Source organism: Allobosea sp. (assembly GCF_035944895.1).
In the GTDB taxonomy this organism is placed as follows: Bacteria; Pseudomonadota; Alphaproteobacteria; order Rhizobiales; family Beijerinckiaceae; genus Allobosea.
The window spans coordinates 646,720-666,442 of record NZ_DASZAT010000005.1 but is presented as its reverse complement, the minus strand read 5'-3'; the positions used below and the strand labels follow the sequence as shown (position 1 = coordinate 666,442).

The 19,723-nt window shown below is 59.2% G+C and carries 16 protein-coding genes; all 16 read left to right on the top strand.

Going from position 1 to position 19,723, the window contains the following annotated elements; translation table 11 throughout:
- Nucleotides 1-31 precede the first annotated feature (31 nt).
- A complete protein-coding gene (locus VGV58_RS05480; RefSeq protein ID WP_326872961.1) occupies nt 32-304 on the top strand; it encodes a DUF6538 domain-containing protein in 273 nt (90 codons plus the stop codon).
- A 1,295-nt stretch (nt 305-1,599) separates the two neighbouring features.
- The gene (locus tag VGV58_RS05475) at nt 1,600-2,709 is read left to right on the top strand and encodes a glycosyltransferase family 4 protein (protein WP_326872960.1); all 1,110 of its coding nucleotides are present in this window, start codon (nt 1,600-1,602) and stop codon (nt 2,707-2,709) included.
- A gap of 322 nt (nt 2,710-3,031) precedes the next feature.
- Complete coding sequence (gene rfbF / locus VGV58_RS05470; RefSeq protein WP_326872959.1) at nt 3,032-3,799, top strand: glucose-1-phosphate cytidylyltransferase; 768 nt, start codon at nt 3,032-3,034, stop codon at nt 3,797-3,799.
- On the top strand, nt 3,799-4,863 hold the full coding sequence (gene rfbG / locus VGV58_RS05465; protein ID WP_326872958.1) for a CDP-glucose 4,6-dehydratase: 1,065 nt from the start codon (nt 3,799-3,801) through the stop codon (nt 4,861-4,863). The genes rfbF and rfbG overlap by 1 nt, the downstream gene beginning before the upstream one ends.
- Nucleotides 4,860-6,101, top strand: coding sequence for a class I SAM-dependent methyltransferase (locus VGV58_RS05460; protein WP_326872957.1), 1,242 nt, complete (start codon nt 4,860-4,862; stop codon nt 6,099-6,101). Before rfbG ends, VGV58_RS05460 begins: the two co-directional genes overlap by 4 nt.
- A complete protein-coding gene (locus tag VGV58_RS05455) occupies nt 6,098-6,631 on the top strand; it encodes a dTDP-4-dehydrorhamnose 3,5-epimerase family protein (protein WP_326872956.1) in 534 nt (177 codons plus the stop codon). Before VGV58_RS05460 ends, VGV58_RS05455 begins: the two co-directional genes overlap by 4 nt.
- Nucleotides 6,628-7,554 (top strand): NAD-dependent epimerase/dehydratase family protein, encoded by a 927-nt coding sequence (locus VGV58_RS05450; protein WP_326872955.1) that lies wholly within the window; start codon nt 6,628-6,630, stop codon nt 7,552-7,554. The genes VGV58_RS05455 and VGV58_RS05450 overlap by 4 nt, the downstream gene beginning before the upstream one ends.
- Before the next feature lie 63 nt (nt 7,555-7,617).
- Complete coding sequence (locus VGV58_RS05445; RefSeq protein WP_326872954.1) at nt 7,618-8,181, top strand: D-sedoheptulose-7-phosphate isomerase; 564 nt, start codon at nt 7,618-7,620, stop codon at nt 8,179-8,181.
- The gene (locus tag VGV58_RS05440) at nt 8,151-9,401 is read left to right on the top strand and encodes an HAD-IIIA family hydrolase (protein WP_326872953.1); all 1,251 of its coding nucleotides are present in this window, start codon (nt 8,151-8,153) and stop codon (nt 9,399-9,401) included. The genes VGV58_RS05445 and VGV58_RS05440 overlap by 31 nt, the downstream gene beginning before the upstream one ends.
- A complete protein-coding gene (locus VGV58_RS05435) occupies nt 9,391-10,188 on the top strand; it encodes an ABC transporter permease (RefSeq protein WP_326872952.1) in 798 nt (265 codons plus the stop codon). The genes VGV58_RS05440 and VGV58_RS05435 overlap by 11 nt, the downstream gene beginning before the upstream one ends.
- Nucleotides 10,188-11,603, top strand: a complete 1,416-nt coding sequence (locus tag VGV58_RS05430) for an ABC transporter ATP-binding protein (RefSeq protein WP_326872951.1) — start codon at nt 10,188-10,190, stop codon at nt 11,601-11,603. Before VGV58_RS05435 ends, VGV58_RS05430 begins: the two co-directional genes overlap by 1 nt.
- Nucleotides 11,604-11,887: 284 nt before the next feature.
- A complete protein-coding gene (locus tag VGV58_RS05425) occupies nt 11,888-12,643 on the top strand; it encodes a TylF/MycF/NovP-related O-methyltransferase (protein WP_326872950.1) in 756 nt (251 codons plus the stop codon).
- A gap of 54 nt (nt 12,644-12,697) precedes the next feature.
- A complete protein-coding gene (locus VGV58_RS05420; protein ID WP_326872949.1) occupies nt 12,698-13,465 on the top strand; it encodes a cephalosporin hydroxylase family protein in 768 nt (255 codons plus the stop codon).
- Nucleotides 13,466-13,519: 54 nt separating this feature from the next.
- Nucleotides 13,520-14,272, top strand: a complete 753-nt coding sequence (locus VGV58_RS05415) for a class I SAM-dependent methyltransferase (protein ID WP_326872948.1) — start codon at nt 13,520-13,522, stop codon at nt 14,270-14,272.
- A 115-nt stretch (nt 14,273-14,387) separates the two neighbouring features.
- On the top strand, nt 14,388-15,452 hold the full coding sequence (locus VGV58_RS05410) for a GHMP family kinase ATP-binding protein (protein WP_326872947.1): 1,065 nt from the start codon (nt 14,388-14,390) through the stop codon (nt 15,450-15,452).
- A 63-nt stretch (nt 15,453-15,515) separates the two neighbouring features.
- A complete protein-coding gene (locus tag VGV58_RS05405) occupies nt 15,516-19,652 on the top strand; it encodes a putative sugar O-methyltransferase (RefSeq protein WP_326872946.1) in 4,137 nt (1,378 codons plus the stop codon).
- Nucleotides 19,653-19,723: the final 71 nt, after the last annotated feature.

Sequence of the window (19,723 nt, the reverse complement as noted above, 5' to 3'; positions counted from 1 at the left end):
ATGCACAGGAGCGGTACACATAGCCTTGACGATGGCAACTCCCTCGAGGCCCCCTCAAACGGGCGCCTTCTATCTGCGCGCGCGCGTCCCGCGCGGCGTACTGGGCCGCGTTGGACGCGATATCGAGAAGGCCTCGCTGCGAACCAAGGACCCGGCCCGGGCGCGCCACGCATTCACGCAGAAGCTGGCCCAGTTGCAGGCCCGCTGGGACGAGATCCGCAAGGGCGCCCAGACCCTGACCCACCGCCAGATCGAGGCGCTCGCCGGCGAGGTCTACCGCGCCTTTCGCGCCGGGCTTCCGTAGGACGACCGCGGCTGGCCCGCCCTGCAGGCCTTCAGCTTCTGGCGCTGGTCACTCGAAATGATTTCGATGATCCAGAGATCCTCCCTTCCCGCCCCCCTAAATTGTCTCAAGAGCGCTGACGCCGGACAGCACAAGGCTTCGTCACGGCACGCGATTGCCCGTTCCAGGGCGGCGAGAATGCCTGGCTCCTGCGCAAACGCTGAGACACCCCCATAATCAAGATCAACGGGACCCAGCGCCAGTCTGGCCCGATGGCCGGACGGATCTTACTCCGTTCAAGGGGCCGCCGTCGCTCCGGGCGTCACGCCGCAAACTGTCTTCGACAATCTCGCCGGGGATGGCTGCACGGGTGCCAGCTCACCAAGGAGTAACCCTGGCAGACCGAACCTCCCGAGTATGACATCAGCACGCTGCGAGCGCGCATAGCTCGCACAAGACGATCAAGGAAAGTGGCATCGTGAAAATTCGGCGATCCGACCTATGCCGCCGCCATCCTCGATGGCTCGTCCACAATGCCATCGTCTCGAGCTCGACGGCAACAGTATGCGCCGCGCCAAAGCCTAACCTCAGGCTTAACCCAAGGTCGAAACGACACAACAACAGTCAACGTCCAGCACGGCTCGCTTCCGGGGGCGCCATCATCTTGGAACCGGGGAGCGCCATCGCCTCAGAAACGAGGGCGGCTTCCTTGGAATTAGCAGACTGGCTCTCTTTGGCGGCCGTGATCAACCTGTTCCCTGCCTCGTCATGGACTGGTTGATGAAGGCCGAGATGTCCGCCATGAAATGCGATCAAGTCGCTTGTTCGTGTTACCCTACGGGGGGTAGATTGGGGCGATCATCCGGTCTAAAAACCGTTTGGAATCAAAAAAATGACTGGGAATGAAGGATTTGGATCTTCTCGGGCAACGCCAGCTTGCCAAGCCCTCTGACATCGTCGGGAAAAACCCGTACAGGTTCGCGAGTGTTTATCGACATGGGTGACCCTGGTGATGGCTCCTTCCTGGAAGCGCTCGAAAACGGGCACAGCTGCTCTCCTGCAGAGTCCGCCGCATCTTGCGGACTAGGCTCTTACCCAAAGACTGCAATCGTGCGCGCAGGCTTTTCCGCAGTCCGGCGCCCAGGTCGCTCCGTATCGTGCGCGATGCCGGTTTCCTGCACTAGCCTTCCGCCGGCTTCACCGCGTCGCCATAGGTTGCCGAGTCCTCGACCAGGGGGAGAACCGGCCGCGCCGAAGTATCCGTTCTCAACGCCCTCTGCACCGGCTAGCGCACTGCCAGCTTGATGACGAAACCTATGGATGAGCTACCAGGTATCCTTTTTACGTTCTGGGGAAGACGGGGCGCACTCTCGCAGTTCGCGCTCGAGGCGGCGCGAGCGGCGCGGAAGCACAAGGGCATCCGAGCCGCTTTCTCAGTTTCGCGACAGAACGAGAGCTTCGCAGAGTTTAAAGAAGCAGACGTCCCGTTACTGCCAATCGATACGTTTTCCTCGCATGGCGGCGCAATAACGGGCCTCTGGCGAGTCCCCGGCCTTCGCCGACGCCTGACGCGATATACACGGCAACATCGCATCCAGGCGGTGCTGGAGCTCATGCCACATGTCTGGTCACCATTGGTGATCTCCGCTCTTGACGGAACCGGCGTGCGCTACGCGACAATCGTACATGATGCCTCCGCCCATCCGGGTGATCGGACGGCGATCGTGAAGCCGCTCCTCGACATGCCGCTGCGCATGGCCAGACCGGTCCTGACGCTGAGCAAGCAGGTGGCGAGCGAGCTCATCGCCAGCAACCGCGTTCCCGCGTCGCGCATCAGAACCCTGTTTCATCCGGATCTGACCTATTCCGACCTGAAGGAAAGACGATATCCTGAGAAGGGAGAACCCTTCAGGCTGCTCTTTCTTGGCCGAATAATGCCCTATAAAGGCCTGCCTTTATTCGTCGACGCCGTGGAGACACTAAGAGGTCAGGGCTTCAACGTTCTGCCCTGCGTCTATGGGGAAGGCACACTCGCCGGCGAAGAGCGACGACTAGGTAGCCTCAATGCCGAAGTCGTTAACCGCTGGCTTACGGGCGAGGAGATCGCAGGTGCTTTGGCCAGCGCCCATGCCGTTGTGCTGTCGCATGTGGAGGCCAGTCAGTCGGGCGTGGCGGCAGCGGCCTTCGGAGCGCGACTTCCCGTCGTGGCCACACCCATCGGCGGTCTCCGCGAACAGGTAGAGGATGGCAAGACCGGAATTCTGGCGAGCGCCGCGAGCGGCCCCGCGCTGGCAGAGGCAATAAGCCGCCTTATTCTTCAGCCGACCCTATATCGCAGCATCGTTGAGAGACTGAACTTGGAACGGAATAAATATTCCATGAGCAATTTTCTTGACGCCGCGATAGAAGCTACATTTTCAATTTAGAAAACATTTCCTTTATCTCGATGATGAGTACCAACAATTTTAATTTTTTGTTGTAATTATTAAAAATACAGCACTTAGATTTATATTATATACATCGAAATACAGAATTTATCTGAAATATCGATGCCTTCATAGCCATCAATAACACAATATACCGTTGATTTAGATAGAATATCTTGAGATAAACACTACCCGGCGGCAGAGGCTTGCTGCTTGCGATACCCTTAGGGACCTGATAGGAGTGCCGCGCTTCAATGCATTTGCTGAGAATCCACGTGATAGAATCGAAATTCATGCGGCTCGCTAGAAAGTTTGCGTACTGATGAAGGCGGTCATTCTTGCCGGCGGCTTGGGCACGCGCATCAGCGAAGAGACAAGCATAAGGCCGAAGCCGATGATCGAAATCGGCGGCCGGCCTATTCTCTGGCATATAATGAAGATTTATTCCAGCTATGGCATAAATGACTTTATTATATGCCTTGGATATAAAGGCTATTTTATCAAGGAATATTTCGCAAATTACTTTTTACACATGTCAGATGTGACATTCGACATGGAGTCCAACTCTATGCATGTCCATAGAGCAAAGGCTGAGCCTTGGCGTGTCACCCTGGTCAACACTGGTGATACATCGATGACGGGCGGACGCTTGCGCCGCGTGCGTGAATTCATCGGCGACGAAACGTTCTGTTTCACTTACGGCGATGGCGTAGCCGATGTCGACATCAACGCCCTCATCGCCTTTCATGAAAGGGAAGGCCGCCTCGCCACGCTTACGGCGACCCAGCCGGCCGGCCGGTTCGGTGCACTGGATCTTGACGGAACTCAGGTCAAGAGCTTCATCGAGAAGCCGCGCGGTGACGGAAACTGGATCAATGGTGGCTTCTTTGTGCTGTCGCCCAAGGTGATCGACTACATCGCCGACGACGAGACCGTCTGGGAGCGCGAGCCGCTGGAACGGCTGGCTTCAGAAGGGCAGCTCTCGGCCTTCATGCACCGCGGCTTCTGGCAGCCGCTGGATACGCTGCGCGACAAGCTGCAATTAGAAGAGGCCTGGGCCGGAGGCGCCGCTCCCTGGCGCGTTTGGTGATGGACGCCTCCTTCTGGAAAGGCAAGCGCGTCCTCTTGACCGGCCATACCGGCTTCAAGGGGGGCTGGTCCGCGCTAATGCTGCGCAGCATGGGCGCGGAGGTGACAGGGCTGGCCCTGGCTCCCGATCAAACACCGTCCTTTTTCGAGCGTGCGAAGGTCGGCGAGGTCGCACGCTCGATCATCGGCGATATCCGCGATCTCGACACCGTGAAGCGCGCAGTGGCGGAAAGCCGGGCGGAAATCGTGCTGCATCTGGCGGCGCAGGCGCTCGTGCGGCGCGGGTATAACGAGCCTGTCGAGACCTTTGCGACGAATGTGATGGGCACGGCCCACGTCCTCGAGGCAGCGCGCCTGAGCGGTCATGTCCGGAGCGTCCTCGTCGTGACCTCCGACAAATGCTACGAAAACCGCGAATGGGTCTGGCCGTATCGCGAAAACGAAGCGATGGGGGGCTATGATCCCTATTCCAGCAGCAAGGGCTGCGCGGAACTGCTGACCTCGGCCTACAGGCGGTCGTTCTTTTCCGAACAGGGGATCGGCCTGGCGACCGCACGGGCTGGCAACGTCATCGGTGGCGGGGATTGGTCCGATGCGCGCCTAGTACCCGATCTCGTCCGCGGCTTGGAGCAGGGCCGCTCGGTCTTCATCCGTCAGCCCGAATCGATCCGACCCTGGCAGCATGTGATGGACGCCTTGGCGGGTTATTTCCTGCTCGTAGAGAAGCTGTGGCATGAGCCTGCTCAATTTGGCGACGGCTGGAATTTCGGCCCTTCCGATGAGAGCGTCATCCCCGTCCGGCTGATTGCGAACGAACTCGTGCGGCTCTGGGGCGGCCCGGCATCTTGGCAGCACGATCCCGAAAGCGGGGCGCACGAGGCCCGGATATTGAAGCTGGATTCCGCCAAGGCACGCAGCTTCCTTGGATGGAAGCCGAGACTGACCGTCCCGGAGGCTCTGGCAAAGATCGTCGAATGGCATAAATCCGACGGTGCCGGAGCCGACATGCAGGCCGTGACGCTGTCGCAGATACACGCCTATAGCTCCGCAGGGAAGGCGAAGTGATTATCAACAGCTGTCGCCATTGCTCGACTCCCCTCGAGCGGACCTTCTGTGATTTGGGCACGAGCCCGATCTCGAATGCCTTTATCAAACCGGAGAACGCCGAAAAGGCCGAACTCATCTATACGCTGCACGTCTATGTGTGCAGCAACTGTTTTCTCGTCCAGCTGCCTGCGCATACCTCCGCGACGGATAACTTTCACGACGACTACGTCTACTTCTCCTCGACATCGTCGAGCTGGATGGAGCACGCCAAGACCTATTGCGAGGCGATGGTTCCGCGCCTGCAGCTCGGCCCGGAATCTCTTGTTATTGAGGTCGCGTCGAACGACGGTTACCTGCTGCGCAACTTCGTCGCGATGGGCATCCCGGTCCTCGGCGTGGAGCCTACGGCCAATACCGCGGAAGTGGCCGAGAGAGAGCACGGCGTCCCCTCGCTCGTGCGCTTCTTCGGTCGCGAGTTGGCGACCGAGCTGCGGAACGAGGGGCGTGCCGCCGACCTACTGCTGGGCAACAACGTTCTCGCTCATGTGCCGGATATCGACGATTTCGTCGCGGGACTGGCGATCGCCCTTAAGCAGTCCGGCACGATCACCATGGAATTCCCTCACCTTCTCAGGTTGATCGAGGGCGTTCAGTTCGATACGATTTATCATGAGCACTACTCGTATCTTTCCCTGAGCATCGTCGATCGTATTTTTACTCATCACGGGCTCCGGATCGTCGATGTCGAGGAAATCGCGACACACGGCGGCTCGCTCCGGATCTTTGCTCAGCATGCCGGTCATGCCGGGGAGACGGCACGCTCGGCCGTCGAAGCTGTATTGGCGGAAGAGGCGGCCAAGGGCCTTTTGCGGCTGGAAACTTACGACGCCTTTGCTGAGCGTACACGCGAAGCCAAGAGGCAGCTGCTGGAGTTCCTCATCGAGGCAAAGCGTCAAAATCGACGGATTGTCGGATATGGAGCGGCGGCAAAAGGGAATACGCTGCTGAATTATTGCGGAATCCGCACCGACTTCATCGATTTCGTTGTCGACAAGGCACTCTCGAAGCAGGGACGCCTGCTGCCCGGCACACGCATACCGGTAAGGGCGCCTGATGCGCTGTTCGAGGCCCGGCCGGACTACGTTCTCATTCTGCCGTGGAACATCAAGAACGAGATCATGGAGCAGCTGGCGGGAATCCGGGAATGGGGCGGGCGCTTCGTCGTGCCCATCCCGACGGTGGACGTGCTGCCGTGATCTTTACCGAAACGACCGTGGCAGGCGCAATGCTGGTCACGGCCGAACGGTTGAGCGACGAGCGCGGATCATTCGAGCGGGTCTTCTGCGAGCGTGAGTTCGCAGCCGCAGGTCTCGAAACGAACTGGCCGCAACGCAGCCTCTCGTCTAATGTCAGGGCGGGTACCCTAAGGGGAATGCACTATGCGGTTACCCCAGCTCCTGAGACGAAACTGATCAATGTGAGTCGGGGCGCCATTTTTGATGTCATACTCGACCTCCGGCCGGACTCACCGACATTTCTGAAATGGTACGGCATCAAACTGACGGCCGGCGACGGCTATTCTCTCTACGTTCCGATCGGCGTGGCGCATGGCTTTCAGACGCTGGTCGACGACACGACTGTCCACTATGCTATTTCCGAGTTTTATGATCCGACAGCTGCACGCGGCGTACGCTGGAACGACCCGGCATTCGGCATCGACTGGCCCGTAGCCGAGAAGCGGATTGTGTCGACGCGCGACGCGTCCTATCCGGATTTCACACCTTGACCCGCGCGCTGGTGACCGGTGGCCGCGGTTTCGTTGGCCGCCAGATCGTAGCCGCCCTTGCGGCGCACGGTTTCGAGGTGGCTGCGACCACGTCGTCCAAACCTGATCCTCTGATTACTGGCGCGCGCTGGTTCACGGTGGATTTGATGGACCCCGCGGCGACCCGTCAGGTCCTGCGGGACTGGCAGCCCGAGATCCTGGTTCATGCGGCATGGGACACCACTCATGGCAGCTTCTGGACCTCGGAAGCCAATTATGACTGGGTTTCCGCAAGCCTGAACCTGATCCGCTCCTTCACGGCAGAGGGCGGGCGTCGTTTCGTCGGCGTCGGTTCCTGCGCGGAATACGATTGGAACGCCGGCACTTGCTTCGAAGCGTCGACGCCGCTGCAGCCCTGGCACTGCTATGGAGACTGCAAGGCTACGGTGTTCCGGTTGTCCTCGCGCTTCGCGGCCGATCGAGGCATATCCTTCGCTTGGGCACGCATCTTTCTCGTCTACGGACCGCATGAGGGCGAGGCGCGGTTGGTACCCAGCGTCGTGCGCGGCCTGCTTCGCGGCGAGACGGTCAAGGTAAGCCTGGGCACCCAGATCCGCGACGTTATGCATGTCGCCGATGCTGGAGAGGCGATCGCCACCCTCGCTGCTGGTGATGTTGTTGGCCCGGTCAACATCGGGACCGGCGAGCAGGTGAGTCTCGCGGACGTCGTCGGCCTGATCGGCACTCTGACTGGCCACAGTGATTTGATCGCCTATGGAGCCCTGCCGCTTCGTCCGGACGACCCGCCCGTGCTGGTCCCCCACGTAACCCGACTGCGTCACGAGGTAGGATACAGGCCCAGGCATAGTTTGCAGACCGGTCTGGCTGATGCGATCGCGTGGTGGCAGCAAAAGCAGCATGACAACGCCCAAATCGGCGATTGAATGGACTTGTTCCATCTCCAGTAGCTATAAGCCGAGCACTCCACCGGACGATTCGAGAGAGTGATGCAGTCAGAAGTTGAAGCCTATTTCACGACTGTCGCCGACAATTTCACTCGGCTGGCACCCTTGGCGCCCGCAGTTGTTTCCTGCGCGGGAATTCTGGTGGCTGCCTTGAAGGCCGGCCGCAAGATCATCCTCTGCGGCAATGGCGGCTCCGCTGCCGATGCCCAGCACCTCGCCGCCGAGCTGATGGGCCGCTTCCTCAAGGACAGGCGACCACTTCCCGCATTAGCTCTGACCGTGGATACCTCGGCTCTGACCGCGATCGGCAACGATTACGGTTTCGATCAGGTCTTTGCGCGGCAGCTTCGCGGAATCGGCGTGGCCGGCGACGTATTGATCGGCATTTCCACCTCGGGCAACAGCGTGAATGTCGTGAAGGCGCTGGAAACAGCCCGGGCGCTCGGCATATCAACCGTCGGTATGACGGGCAGCGGCGGCGGCGCCATGACCTCGCTTTGCGACATGTGCCTCAAGGTTCCATCCGACCAGACTAATCATATTCAGGAGATGCATATCGCTATCGGTCACTTGTTGTGTGGCATCGTCGAGAACGAGTTGTGCTGAGGCAGGCCGTCATCCTCGTTGGCGGAAAGGGCTCCCGGCTCGGAGCCCTGACGGCGGACACTCCGAAACCCATGCTTGCCGTCGGAGGCCGGCCGTTTCTCGATACACTGATCGAGACATTGTCGCGGCATGGCATCGAGGAGATTGTGCTGTCCTGTGGCTACCGGGCAGAGGTGATCCAGCAGCGTTATGAGAAAGGCGACTGGGGAGCCGCCGTCCGATGCGTGGTCGAGCCGGAACCCGCGGGCACCGGTGGAGCGCTCCGCCATGCCGCTCATATGCTGGATTCGACTTTTATGCTGCTCAACGGCGATACGCTGTTCGACTTCAACCTGATCGACCTCGTGACGGTAGAGATGCGGCCCGGCTGGCTCGGAACATTGGCCTTGAGGGCCCTTCCTCCAGGCGGGCGCTACGGACGTATCGGCCTTGCCGGCGAAAAGGTGACCGGCTTTTTCAGTGCCAAGCCTACCGCCTTGGGTCCGGTCAATGGCGGCGTCTATCTGCTCAGCCGGGAGATTCTGGCAGAACTGGACGGCGATTTCTGCTCACTCGAAATGGATGTTCTGCCGAAACTTGCGGCGTCCGGCCGCTTGAGCGGTCGGGTCTATGATGGCTACTTCATCGATATCGGCGTTCCCGACGATTTTGAGCGCGCCCAGACCGAAGTCCCCACGCGGCGCACGCGCCCGGCCGTTTTCTTCGACCGCGACGGTGTGCTGAACATGGATGTCGGTTACGCGCATCGCCCAGACCAGATTACCTGGGTCGAAGGCGCCCGCGAGGCGGTCAAAGCCGTTAACGACCGCGGCTGGTATGCCTTCGTTGTCACCAATCAAGCTGGGGTGGCACGCGGCCTGTATGACGAGCAGGCAGTCATGGACCTCCATAGCTGGATGCAGCGCGAATTGATGGCCATTGGAGCGCATATCGACCGGTTCGAGTACTGCCCCCATCATCCGGATGCCGTGATTGCATCCTACAGAAATGTCAGCGATCGTCGCAAACCCGGCGACGGCATGCTGCGCGATATTTCGGAGCAGTTCCCCATCGACCGCGAGCGCAGCTTTCTCGTCGGCGATCAGGCTCACGACGTTGCCGCCGCGGACGCCTTCGGCATTGCAGGACATCTTTTTCCGGGGGGGGATCTTCGGAAATTCCTGTCGGAAGGCGGGCTGCTCAGCGGAGCTGTGTCGGAGATGGACAAGAATGCTCGTTGAGCGGCCGTTGATCCCCAGCTTGTGGACCAAGCGCGAGCTGATCTGGCGTCTTGCTCGCAGCCAAGTCCGCGACCGCTACGCCTCGACGGCGCTCGGCACGACATGGGCCCTGGCGCAGCCCGCTGTCATGCTGTTCGTCTACTGGTTTATCTTTGAATACGGGCTGCGCATGCCGTCGAGCGGCTCGGCGCCTTTTGTATTGCTCCTCATCACCGGACTTGTGCCCTGGCTGTGCTTTTCAGAAATGGTAGCAAACGGCTCGTCGGCGGTGATTTCCCAAGGGCATCTCGTGAAGAAGATCGCCTTTCCGCTCGAGATACTTCCCGCAATCCCTATCACGGCGGCTGCGATCATTCATGCCGGCCTCCTGGGCATCACTTTCGCGATCGTGAGCATCAACGGCTTTTGGCCGACGCCGCGCCTGCTCATCCTTGTCTACGCATTCATCTGTCTCGTGGCACTCGCCGGCGCCCTCGCCTATCTCACCTCCGCGCTGAACGCCTTTCAGTCGGACGTCGGCCAGATCACCGGCCTGCTGCTGCAGCTTTGGTTTTGGATGACCCCGATCGTCTGGTCGCAGGAGGTCCTGTCCGCGGGAGCGCAGGCGATCATCGGCTGGAATCCGATGACGTATGTGCTTTCGCTCTACAGGGCTGCATTCCTGCCGACCCTCGCCATGCCTTCCTTAGTTGACAGCCTTCGCTTCTGGGTAGTCGTCCTTCCAGTGCTCATGATAGGACTGCAAACCTATCGACGCCTGAAACATCATTTTGCGGACGTTCTGTAATGATGGCTCCCGCGGCTCAGTCGGCAGTTCCGGAGGCCGAACTTGCGATTCGCTTGCAGGGCGTGTCGAAGATCTACCGTCTGTTTGCGTCGCCCGGCGACCGACTCCGGGAAGCGCTGAGTCCTTTCCGGAAGTCCTATCACCGCGAATTCTGGGCCTTGCGCGACGTCGATCTCGATGTGCCGCGAGGCAAGACGATCGGCATCGTCGGCGTCAACGGATCGGGCAAATCGACGCTTCTGCAGATCATCTGCTCGGTGCTGCAGCCGACGCAGGGAACGGTTGATGTTCGTGGGCGTGTCGCAGCCCTGCTGGAACTGGGAGCTGGCTTTAACCCTGACCTCACCGGCCGCGAGAACGTCATAACGAATGCGATGATCATGGGCCTCGACGAACGGAGCATCGAGGCACGCATCGAAGAGGTACAGGCGTTCGCGGATGTCGGGGATTTCTTCGACCAGCCGGTCAAGATCTATTCATCGGGAATGTTCATGAGGGTCGCTTTTGCCGCGGCGGTGCATGTCGATCCGGATATCCTGATCGTCGACGAAGCTCTGGCCGTGGGCGACGCCAAATTCCAGGAGAAATGCTTCAGGAAATTCAGATCGTTCCAGGAGGCCGGAAAGACCATCCTTTACGTCACCCATGACCGCGCATCGGTGACTGCATTCTGCGACGAGGCCATCCTGCTTCATCAGGGGCGCGTGGTTGATGCGGGAGAGCCAAGACGGATCGTTGCCCGCTTCACGGAAATCATGACGACCGGCAGCTTGCAAATCAATCCGGCCTCGGATTCGACGAGCGCCCTCCCCTCTGGCGACGGCCTCTCTCAGCCCCTGGAGGCTCTCCCTCATAAGGAGGCTTCCGAAAGCGACCCGAAGAACGGACGCGGCGCCGCGGAGGTTTCGCGCTTCCTAGCCGAGAAGACCGCAGACGGCGAAGACCGATGCATCTTGAATCCATTGTATAACAAGAGTGAAGTTCGTTACGGCAACAAGGACGCCTGTATCGTTGATTTCCTTATATTTTCGGACGAAAGAGCGAATTCGCCCTTGATCGACAACGGCGCGATCGTTGAGGTGTATTTAAAAGTCCAATTCAACCGCATGGTCGAAAAGCCGATCGTGGGATTGACCGTTTCAACCGGCAAAGGGGTGACGGTCTATGCAGATCACACCGGCTGGATGGATCTTGCCCTCCCGCCCGGGCTTCCGGGCACGCAGCGGGCATACCGGTTCCGCTTCCCGATGGCGGTGGCGGCCGGCGCCTGCTTCATTGATCTCGGAATAGCATCTTCCGAAGAGGTCATGGCCGATGTGCGATCCCGCATCGTGCACTTCGACGTGCGCCGAATCCGGATCATGGACGGATTGATCAATCTGGATGCGGCTTTCGAGGCCTTCGACGTTGAGTAGCGGTGGCATCTCAGCGTTTAGTAGATACATCTCGGTGTTGAGGGCCGCATTTCGAACGACGGCATGGCAGGCGGCTCAGGCAGTTCCGAGGAAACAAAGCCACCGAGCAATTGACGACGCCGCTCCGGACTTGATAAGGCACTCCCCGAGTGATCTTGGGAGGCATCGCGTTGCTCTTGCCGCGCGGTCGGTCGGTTTGGGAAGCATCTCCGAGATTGGCCTCATTTCCGGCGCACTGGCCAGTAGCTTCCTTAGAATGTGATCCCTGAAAGAAGGCTGATATCATGACGAAATCCACGTATCTGCCGGAAATCGGTGGCATACCGGATCAGATGCGGGGAGGGCGCAGCGTCTACGAGGGATACCAGCGTGGATGGGGGCTCGAATTTGGGGACCTGCGCAGCAAGGTCGCCGCCGACCCGGACTACATCGACGCTTTCGAGTTCGCGCGTGGCCGTTCGGTCGTGTCGATTGACCGACTGATGAACATATTCCTTCTGGTCAAATTCTTCCTTCCTCGCCTGCCGCACGGCCACATCGTCGAATACGGCTCCTATCGCGCCGGATCGGCTTTCTTCATGGGCGCGCTGGCGAGGAAGTTCCTGCCGCAGGCACGCGTCTACGCGCTGGATAGCTATGAGGGCATGCCGGTCACCGACAAGTCGGTCGACGCACACAATGCCGGCGATTTCCAGAACACCAGCTACGAGGAAGTGCTGAGCGCCAAGACGCGCTTGGGGCTGGACAACGTGACCGTCGTCAAGGGGTTCTTCGAAGATACGGCGTCGGCTGTCCTGAAGGAGGCCGGCACCGTGGCCCTCGCGCATGTCGATTGCGATATCTACGAGGCCGTGAAGTACTCCTATCTGGTTTCCAAGCCGCATATGGTCAGCCGCGGATATTATGTCTTCGACGACTCCGTCGTCTCGAGTTGCATCGGCGCGACCGAGGCCGTCGAAGAAGCCGTCGTTCGCGGCGATGGGCTCTTGTCGGAGCAGATCTACCCTCACCACGTTTTTCGCCATCCTGAAAAGGGCTGAGGCACGCCTGACCGCGTGCCCGGTGGCAGCTGAACACGACGAGAGAGCTTTCCCGTGAAAATAACGATCGATACCGACGTGCGAACAGTGTCTGTCTCTGCCAATGGCAGCGAACGGAAGATGCCGCTTTATTCGAAGGAGGCGTTTGAGACCGTCTCCGAGCTCTGGACGAAGCTGAGCTGGGATCAGAAATATCCCTACACCTTCACCTGGATGGGACGGCCGATCGTGCAGCACCCCGAGGACATGGTGCGCCTCGCGGAAGTCATCTATCAGGTCAAGCCCGACGTCATCGTGGAGACAGGCATCGCCCATGGCGGGTCACTGATTTATTACGCCTCGCTTTTGAAGGCGATGGGGCATGGCCGGGTCATCGGCGTCGATATCGAGATTCGCGCGCATAACCGCCGGGCTCTCGAAGAGCACGAGCTGGCCTCCATGATTACCATGATCGAAGGGTCTTCGATCGATCCGGAGATCGTTGCCCGTATCAAATCGTTGATCAAGCCTGGCGAACGGGTCCTCGTGATCTTCGATTCCAACCACAGCAAGGCCCATGTTGCCGCAGAGCTCGATGCTTATAGCGACCTCGTGAGCATCGGCTCGTATATCGTTTCGACCGACGGGATCATGCGTGACGTCTACGACACTCCACGCGGTAAACCCGAATGGGCGCACGATAACCCTTGTGCGGCTAACGAGGAATTCCTGGCGCGCCACCCCGAGTTCGTGCTGGAGCAGCCGAAGTGGCTTTTTAACGAAAGCGATCTGGACCAGGTGATCACCGGCTGGCCCGATTGCTATCTCAAACGCATTGCGTGAGTGCCGGGCAGCAGGCTATCTGCGTCCGCCCTCTCTACGGATCTGGAGAAATCCTTGGATACCGACCGCATCTACCGACTCATTGATCGGAAGCCATCGCTTCCGATCGCCGATGAGCAGCTCGAACACGCGTTCTGGCTGATGTATCCGCGCTTCCGTTTCCTGAAGACCCTGGCTGCGGATGCGCGTCTGTTGGATATCGGCGCGAGTACCGGGGGGCTTTCCTTCTGGCGTGAGTGGATGCCTCCGGTGCGAAAAGATATTCGCATGTACGGTGTCGATCTCGCAGTCGGCCAGCATTCCAAGAATTACGAAGCCTGGGATGTCGTTAATCTGGACGATGGCCGCCCGAATTTTCCCGGAGTCCGCTTCAACGGGTATCTGGCTTCGCACCTCATCGAGCATCTGTCCAATCTAGACAACCTATTCAGCTACATCGCAGAAACGGCAGCTGACGGCGCGCGCATCTATTTCGAGTGGCCCAATCCCAAGACGATGGCCTTTCCCAAGGCGGCCGATCTGAAGGAAAAGGGGTTCACTCTCCAGACATGCAATTTCTTCGACGATGGCACCCATCAGCATACCTACGAGGTCGATCTCGTCAGAGAAAAGCTGTCGAGATACGGCTTCACCATGGTTGAGGGCGGCGAAATCGACCTCGGCATCATCGCCGAGGAGCTGATGGCGCGCGGGCACAAGCTCGACAACATGATCTGGCGGCAGATGGGTTTCTGGTCGGCGCTTGGATGGAGCAACTACATCATCGCGCGCAAGGCCCCTTCCCCGTCTTCGTCAGCGTCCGCCTGAGCGCGCGGCCGATCCGGGCCCCTGTGCGCGGCTGTTCCGGCTTCGGACCTGCGGCAGCGCTTGCCTGGTTACGACATCGTTGAATCCCCATAGGCGAGCACCCGGGTTTGTAACAATGTATGGCAGGCTCAAGGGTCTTTCGGAACAACTCGAGGGTTCGAGTGTCCGTGCACGTGCACCGTTGCGCCTGGGACTTGCCGGCGGAGGCACCGACGTTTCTCCGTATAGCGAGCAGTTCGGCGGAACTGTTCTGAATGCCACGATCGCGATGTACGCTCACGCAGCGATTTCCCTGCCGAAGACGCGCAAAGTGACCTTTGTCGCAGCTGACCGGGAAACGACCTTCGAAGGCGATCTCGACTTTTCCTTCGATCGTGCATCCGGCCTCTCCCTTCACCAAGCCGTCTACAAGCGGATCGTCCGAGACTTCCTTGGAAACGAGCCCTTTCCCGTCTGCGTCACCACATATTGCGACGCACCGGCAGGATCCGGCCTCGGCTCTTCTTCCACCCTCGTCGTGGCGATGATCCAAGCCTACCAGGAACTTCTAGACCTGCCGCTTGGAGAATACGACGTCGCGCAGCTCGCTTACGAGATCGAACGGATCGACGCGGGACAATCCGGCGGAAAGCAGGACCAGTACTCGGCCACTTTCGGCGGAATCAACTTCATGGAGTTCATGAGCGATCGGGTGATCGTCAACCCCCTGCGCGTCCGTGAATCGACACTGCACGAGCTCGAGAGCCAGATCGTCCTCTATTTCACCGGAACGTCACGCGACTCGGCCTCCATCATCAAGCGCCAAACCGCCAATGTGAGCGAATCCAAGGCCGACGCGCTGGAAGCGATGCACCGGATCAAGAGCGATGCCTTGCGAATGAAGATCGCGCTGCTGAAGAGCGATCTGGATGAAGTTGCCGCCATCCTCAACGAGAGTTGGGCATCGAAGAAGATGATGGCGGAAGGCATCAGCAACCCCGAGATCGACCATATTCTCGAAGTGGCAAAGGCGGCAGGTGCCCGTGCCGGAAAGGTCTCCGGCGCCGGCGGCGGGGGGTTCATATTTTTTTTAGTCGAGCCAATGCGTCGCCCCGAGGTACTCAGGACCCTGAAGAAGGAGAGGGGCGACGTGATGACCTGCACTTTCACGGAAAAGGGCGCCGCCGCTTGGCGGGTCTGATCATTCTCAAACTCCCAATGGATTGCTAGTCCACGGGTTGACGGCAAACGAGGACACGCAAACGTGGCGATCATCACGATCGGGATGCCTGTTTATAACGGCGCGGCGACATTGCGGGCTGCGCTGGACAGCCTGCAAGCTCAGACCGTTCAGGATTTCAAGCTGATCATCTCGGACAACGGTTCGACGGATGAGACAGGCGAAATTTGCGCCGAATACGCGCGCCTCGATGAGCGTATCAGTTACATTCGCCAGGCGACGAATCTCGGAGCGGCGATGAACTTCCGTTTCGTGTTGATGGAAGCGCACACGCCCTATTTCATGTGGGCTGCGGCGGATGATCTTTGGGCGCCGGTCTTCATCGAGCGTCATTTGACAGCGCTCGAGGACCGGCCGGATTGCATTCTTAGCCAATCGCGGGTGCTGTTCACGGTTGACGGCCGCCCCAGCCACAAGTCGACGGGGACGTTTCCTCTGCTGGGCACGGCGCGGGAGAACGCGGCCCAGTATTTCACGAACCCGGCCGACAATAGCCGCTACTATGGCGTGTTCCGCACGGAGGTCCTGCAGAAAGTCTTCCCGATCCGCAGCTTCTTCGGCATCGATTGGGCTGTCGCCGGAAGCACAACGAGCTATGGAAAACATCTGGAATTGCCCGATGTCCTGATGGTTCGTGATTCCAGCGATCCGCAGGTCTATGCGAATCTCGTCGCACGAGAACATCGCTTCTGGCTTTGGAGAATGTTTCCCTTCCTGCCACTGACCATTCATATTGTCAGGGCCGGCCATGTCAGATTTTCTCCGAGACTGGTGGCGATTTTGTTCCACCTTAATCTCTATATGCACTTCCGCTTTGGCCTGTATCGCTTTCAGCGCCTGGCTGATGAATATCTGAAAACTAACAGCGTTCGTGGCGTCGCGTTGAATTTCGTTGCCAAGTCTGTGAATTATCTGACTTTGCCCGGAATTCGTCACCGCATCAAAGCCAGCGTGCGCGGTGGCCTTCGCCGGATCGTCAGGGTGCTGGAACAGGTGGGGCGCAAGATCTGGCTGGTTCTACCTCTCTCTCTGGAGCGTCGCTTCCGGCTGAAGCAAGGGCTGTTTCGCCTCTCGCCGGGAACATTCGAGCGTCTTCAGAGCTTTTCGAACTGGAAATCCCACCCGGATGCAACACGCCCCGCCGCCGAGGCGAAGACGGTGTTGTCGGAGGGCCCTTGGTCGCGACTCGACGCGGTGCCGGCCGACAAGACTCCGGACTTTTCGATTATCGTCATTGCCGGCCCCACGCTGACGACACTCGGCGTGATCCATTCGATCGTAAGCGATCTCTCTCCTTTCACGGCCGAGGTCACCGTTATCGACATCGGGGCTAAAGATGTCTCCCCGATCGCTTTTTCAGGCAGGGACGATGTCACCTATTGCCCATTCCCCCCCGGCACGTCGCCGGTCCTGGCAGCCCAGCAGGCACTTCACAAGATGCGCGGCAACAATGTCGTCATCCTGGAGCGCGGCCTTTCCGTAAGGCCTGGCTTCTTTGAGGCGATTGCCAAGGGGCTCGCCGTTAACGGGGCCCTAGCGGCGAAGGTCGTCTCCAAGAACGGTGATGTTCAATCGATGGGAGGGCGGTTTGCGCGCCATTTGCCGGAGAGTGCGATCACTCTCAAGACACCCGGCTCCGATGCTTCGAACCTTTCGTCGAAGCGCGTAGACTTCTCGCTGCGCGTCCTGATTGCGCGCGCGTCCCTGCTGGCGACCGCAGGCGGGCTGAATGTGGAGTATAAGTCGCTGCATGGTGCCTTCGCCGATTTCGGCGCGCAGATGCAGAAATGGAACGAGCGCTATTTTTACATGCCTCAGGCTGCGGTCGTTGAAAACACGCCGCCGTTAGAGCAGGATCGAGAAGCCGAGCGCCGCGACGACTGGATGCGGTTCGTGACCACGCATCCCGCTGAAATCGACAAATCCGAACTGAGTTTCGACAAGAATCGGCACAAGTCGCCGATCCTCCTTTATGTCGATGCGGACACGCCCACGCCGGATCAAAATGCCGGATCGATCGAAGCCCTCAATCTCATGAGGATATTCTTCGACCTCGGCTATGAGCTCATGTTCGTCCCAGAAAGCAACTTCATTCATCGTGGCAAGTACACGGACCACCTCCTGCTTCTTGGAATCGATGCCGTCTGGTATCCGCGCTATTCCTCGATCGAGGAAATTCTTCGCGAGCTCGGAGAGCGCATCGAAACTGTTGTTCTTTGCCGGGCGTATATCGCCGAGAAATACATCGACCTCGTCCGCACATTTGCACCGTCGGCCAAGATCGTCTTCAATATGGTCGATGTTCACTTCATGAGACTTGAGCGCGAGGCCGCGCTCACTTCGAACAAGGCACTCGCCATCGAAGCTGCGGACATGAAGAAGAGCGAATACGCGTCCATCGCCAAGAGTGACGCCACCATCGTTGTCAGCAGCTTCGAGCAGCAATTGCTGTCCAAGGAAATCCCGGGCGCCAAGGTCCATCTGATCCCGCTCGTCCGGGAGGTGCCGAAAGAACTCGACGTGCCCGGCTTCGATGCTCGGGCCGATATGATGTTCGTCGGCACGTATCAGCACCCGCCGAATGTCGATGCCGTTGTCTTCTTCGCGAAGGAGGTCTGGCCTCTTGTCCGCGCGCGGGTGCCGGATGCGCGTTTCCTGATTGTGGGAAGCCAGGTGACGCCGGTTGTCGAGAAGCTGGCCGGCGCCGGAATAGAGGTGCTCGGGTTCGTCGAAGACCTCGACCCCCTTATGGCACGGTGCAGGCTTTCCGTCGCACCGCTCAGGTTCGGTGCCGGGATCAAGGGCAAGGTCGGCACGGCCTTGCAGGCCGGCCTTCCCACCGTGGCGACGACGATAGCCGTCGAGGGGACGCCGATCATTCCAGGCGAGCATGTGCTCGTGGCCGACACGCCGGAGGATTTCGCCGAGGCGGTTGTGCGCGCTTATACCGATCCCGCGCTGTGGAATGCCCTGTCTAAGGCCGGCTTCCAGTTCGTCAAGGACGACTATTCGTTTGAAACCAATATTCGACGGATCACAACATTGCTCGAGGACGTAGGCGCGAGTCCTGATGTGAAGATCCCGGACGCAGAAGGCGGTCATTTTACGCCGTCGGCCTTCTGGCGTGACATGCAAGCGAGGAATGCCCTCGCGATAGAAGGGGGCAAACTCAAGAACTTCAAAAGAACGATCAACAATAACTACTTCCAGTGGCTCCCGGGCGACTTTACCGATCCTCAAGTCGCTAATCTGATGGATTTCTGGAAGGAAAGGCCGAGCTTCTGGCCGATTTCCGCAGTCGCGGAGACGTCGAATGAGCTTGATCCCTCCGACGTCGTTTCCTTCGAAGGCGGGAATCCGTTCAACAGGCCGGGGTATCTGTCTTTCTATGCCTTCTTCACGGCACTGCGTTGGTATCATGCGGCCTGTCATGACCCGCACCGGTATCATGAGAATCTGGAAGAGCCGGTCGTCGGAAATCCCATTCGCGTCCGTCTACAGGGAAAGCTCATTTCGCAAGATCTGGCGAACTCCCTGGACGAATGGTGTGCGGTCGAGCGCCTCACCATGAACTTCGATGCCGAGCGACCCGCGCGCGTTCTCGAAATCGGCGCCGGCTATGGGCGGCTTGCCTATGTCGCCCTTTCGACCAGGAACGTGCGGTATATGATCGTCGACATCCAGCCGGCGCTGAGTACCGCCGCTTGGTATCTGCAACAGACGTTGCCGGAGAAGACCATTTTCGGACCCGAGAATTTCACCGATTTCGAGTCGGTCCGGGAAAGGCTGGAGAGCGCCGACATCGTGTTTCTCGATCCCTCTCAGATCGAGCTCATCCCTGATGATTTCATCAATATATCCGTGTCCATCTCCAGCCTTCACGAGATGAGGCCGGATCAGGTCGATTTCTACGTGAAGCAGATCGACAGGCTGACGAGGGAAACGGTATATCTCAAACAATGGCGGCACTGGCATAACAAGAAGGATGACGTCGTGATCGAGCGCGAAAGCTATGCTCTTCCTCCTCGCTGGAAGCTCGTTCTCGACAGAACTCACACCGTCATGTCCGAATTCATCGAGCTGGGGTTCGTCAGGGAGCCCCTCCCTCCTCATGCGGAAGCCCATGGCGTTTTGTCGCGGCGGAGGTCGCGTTCTGAATAACCCCGAGTTTCGTAGGCGCCATCGGGCGACATCTCGTTGACCTTTGACCTGAGTGACCTCCCGCCGGCACA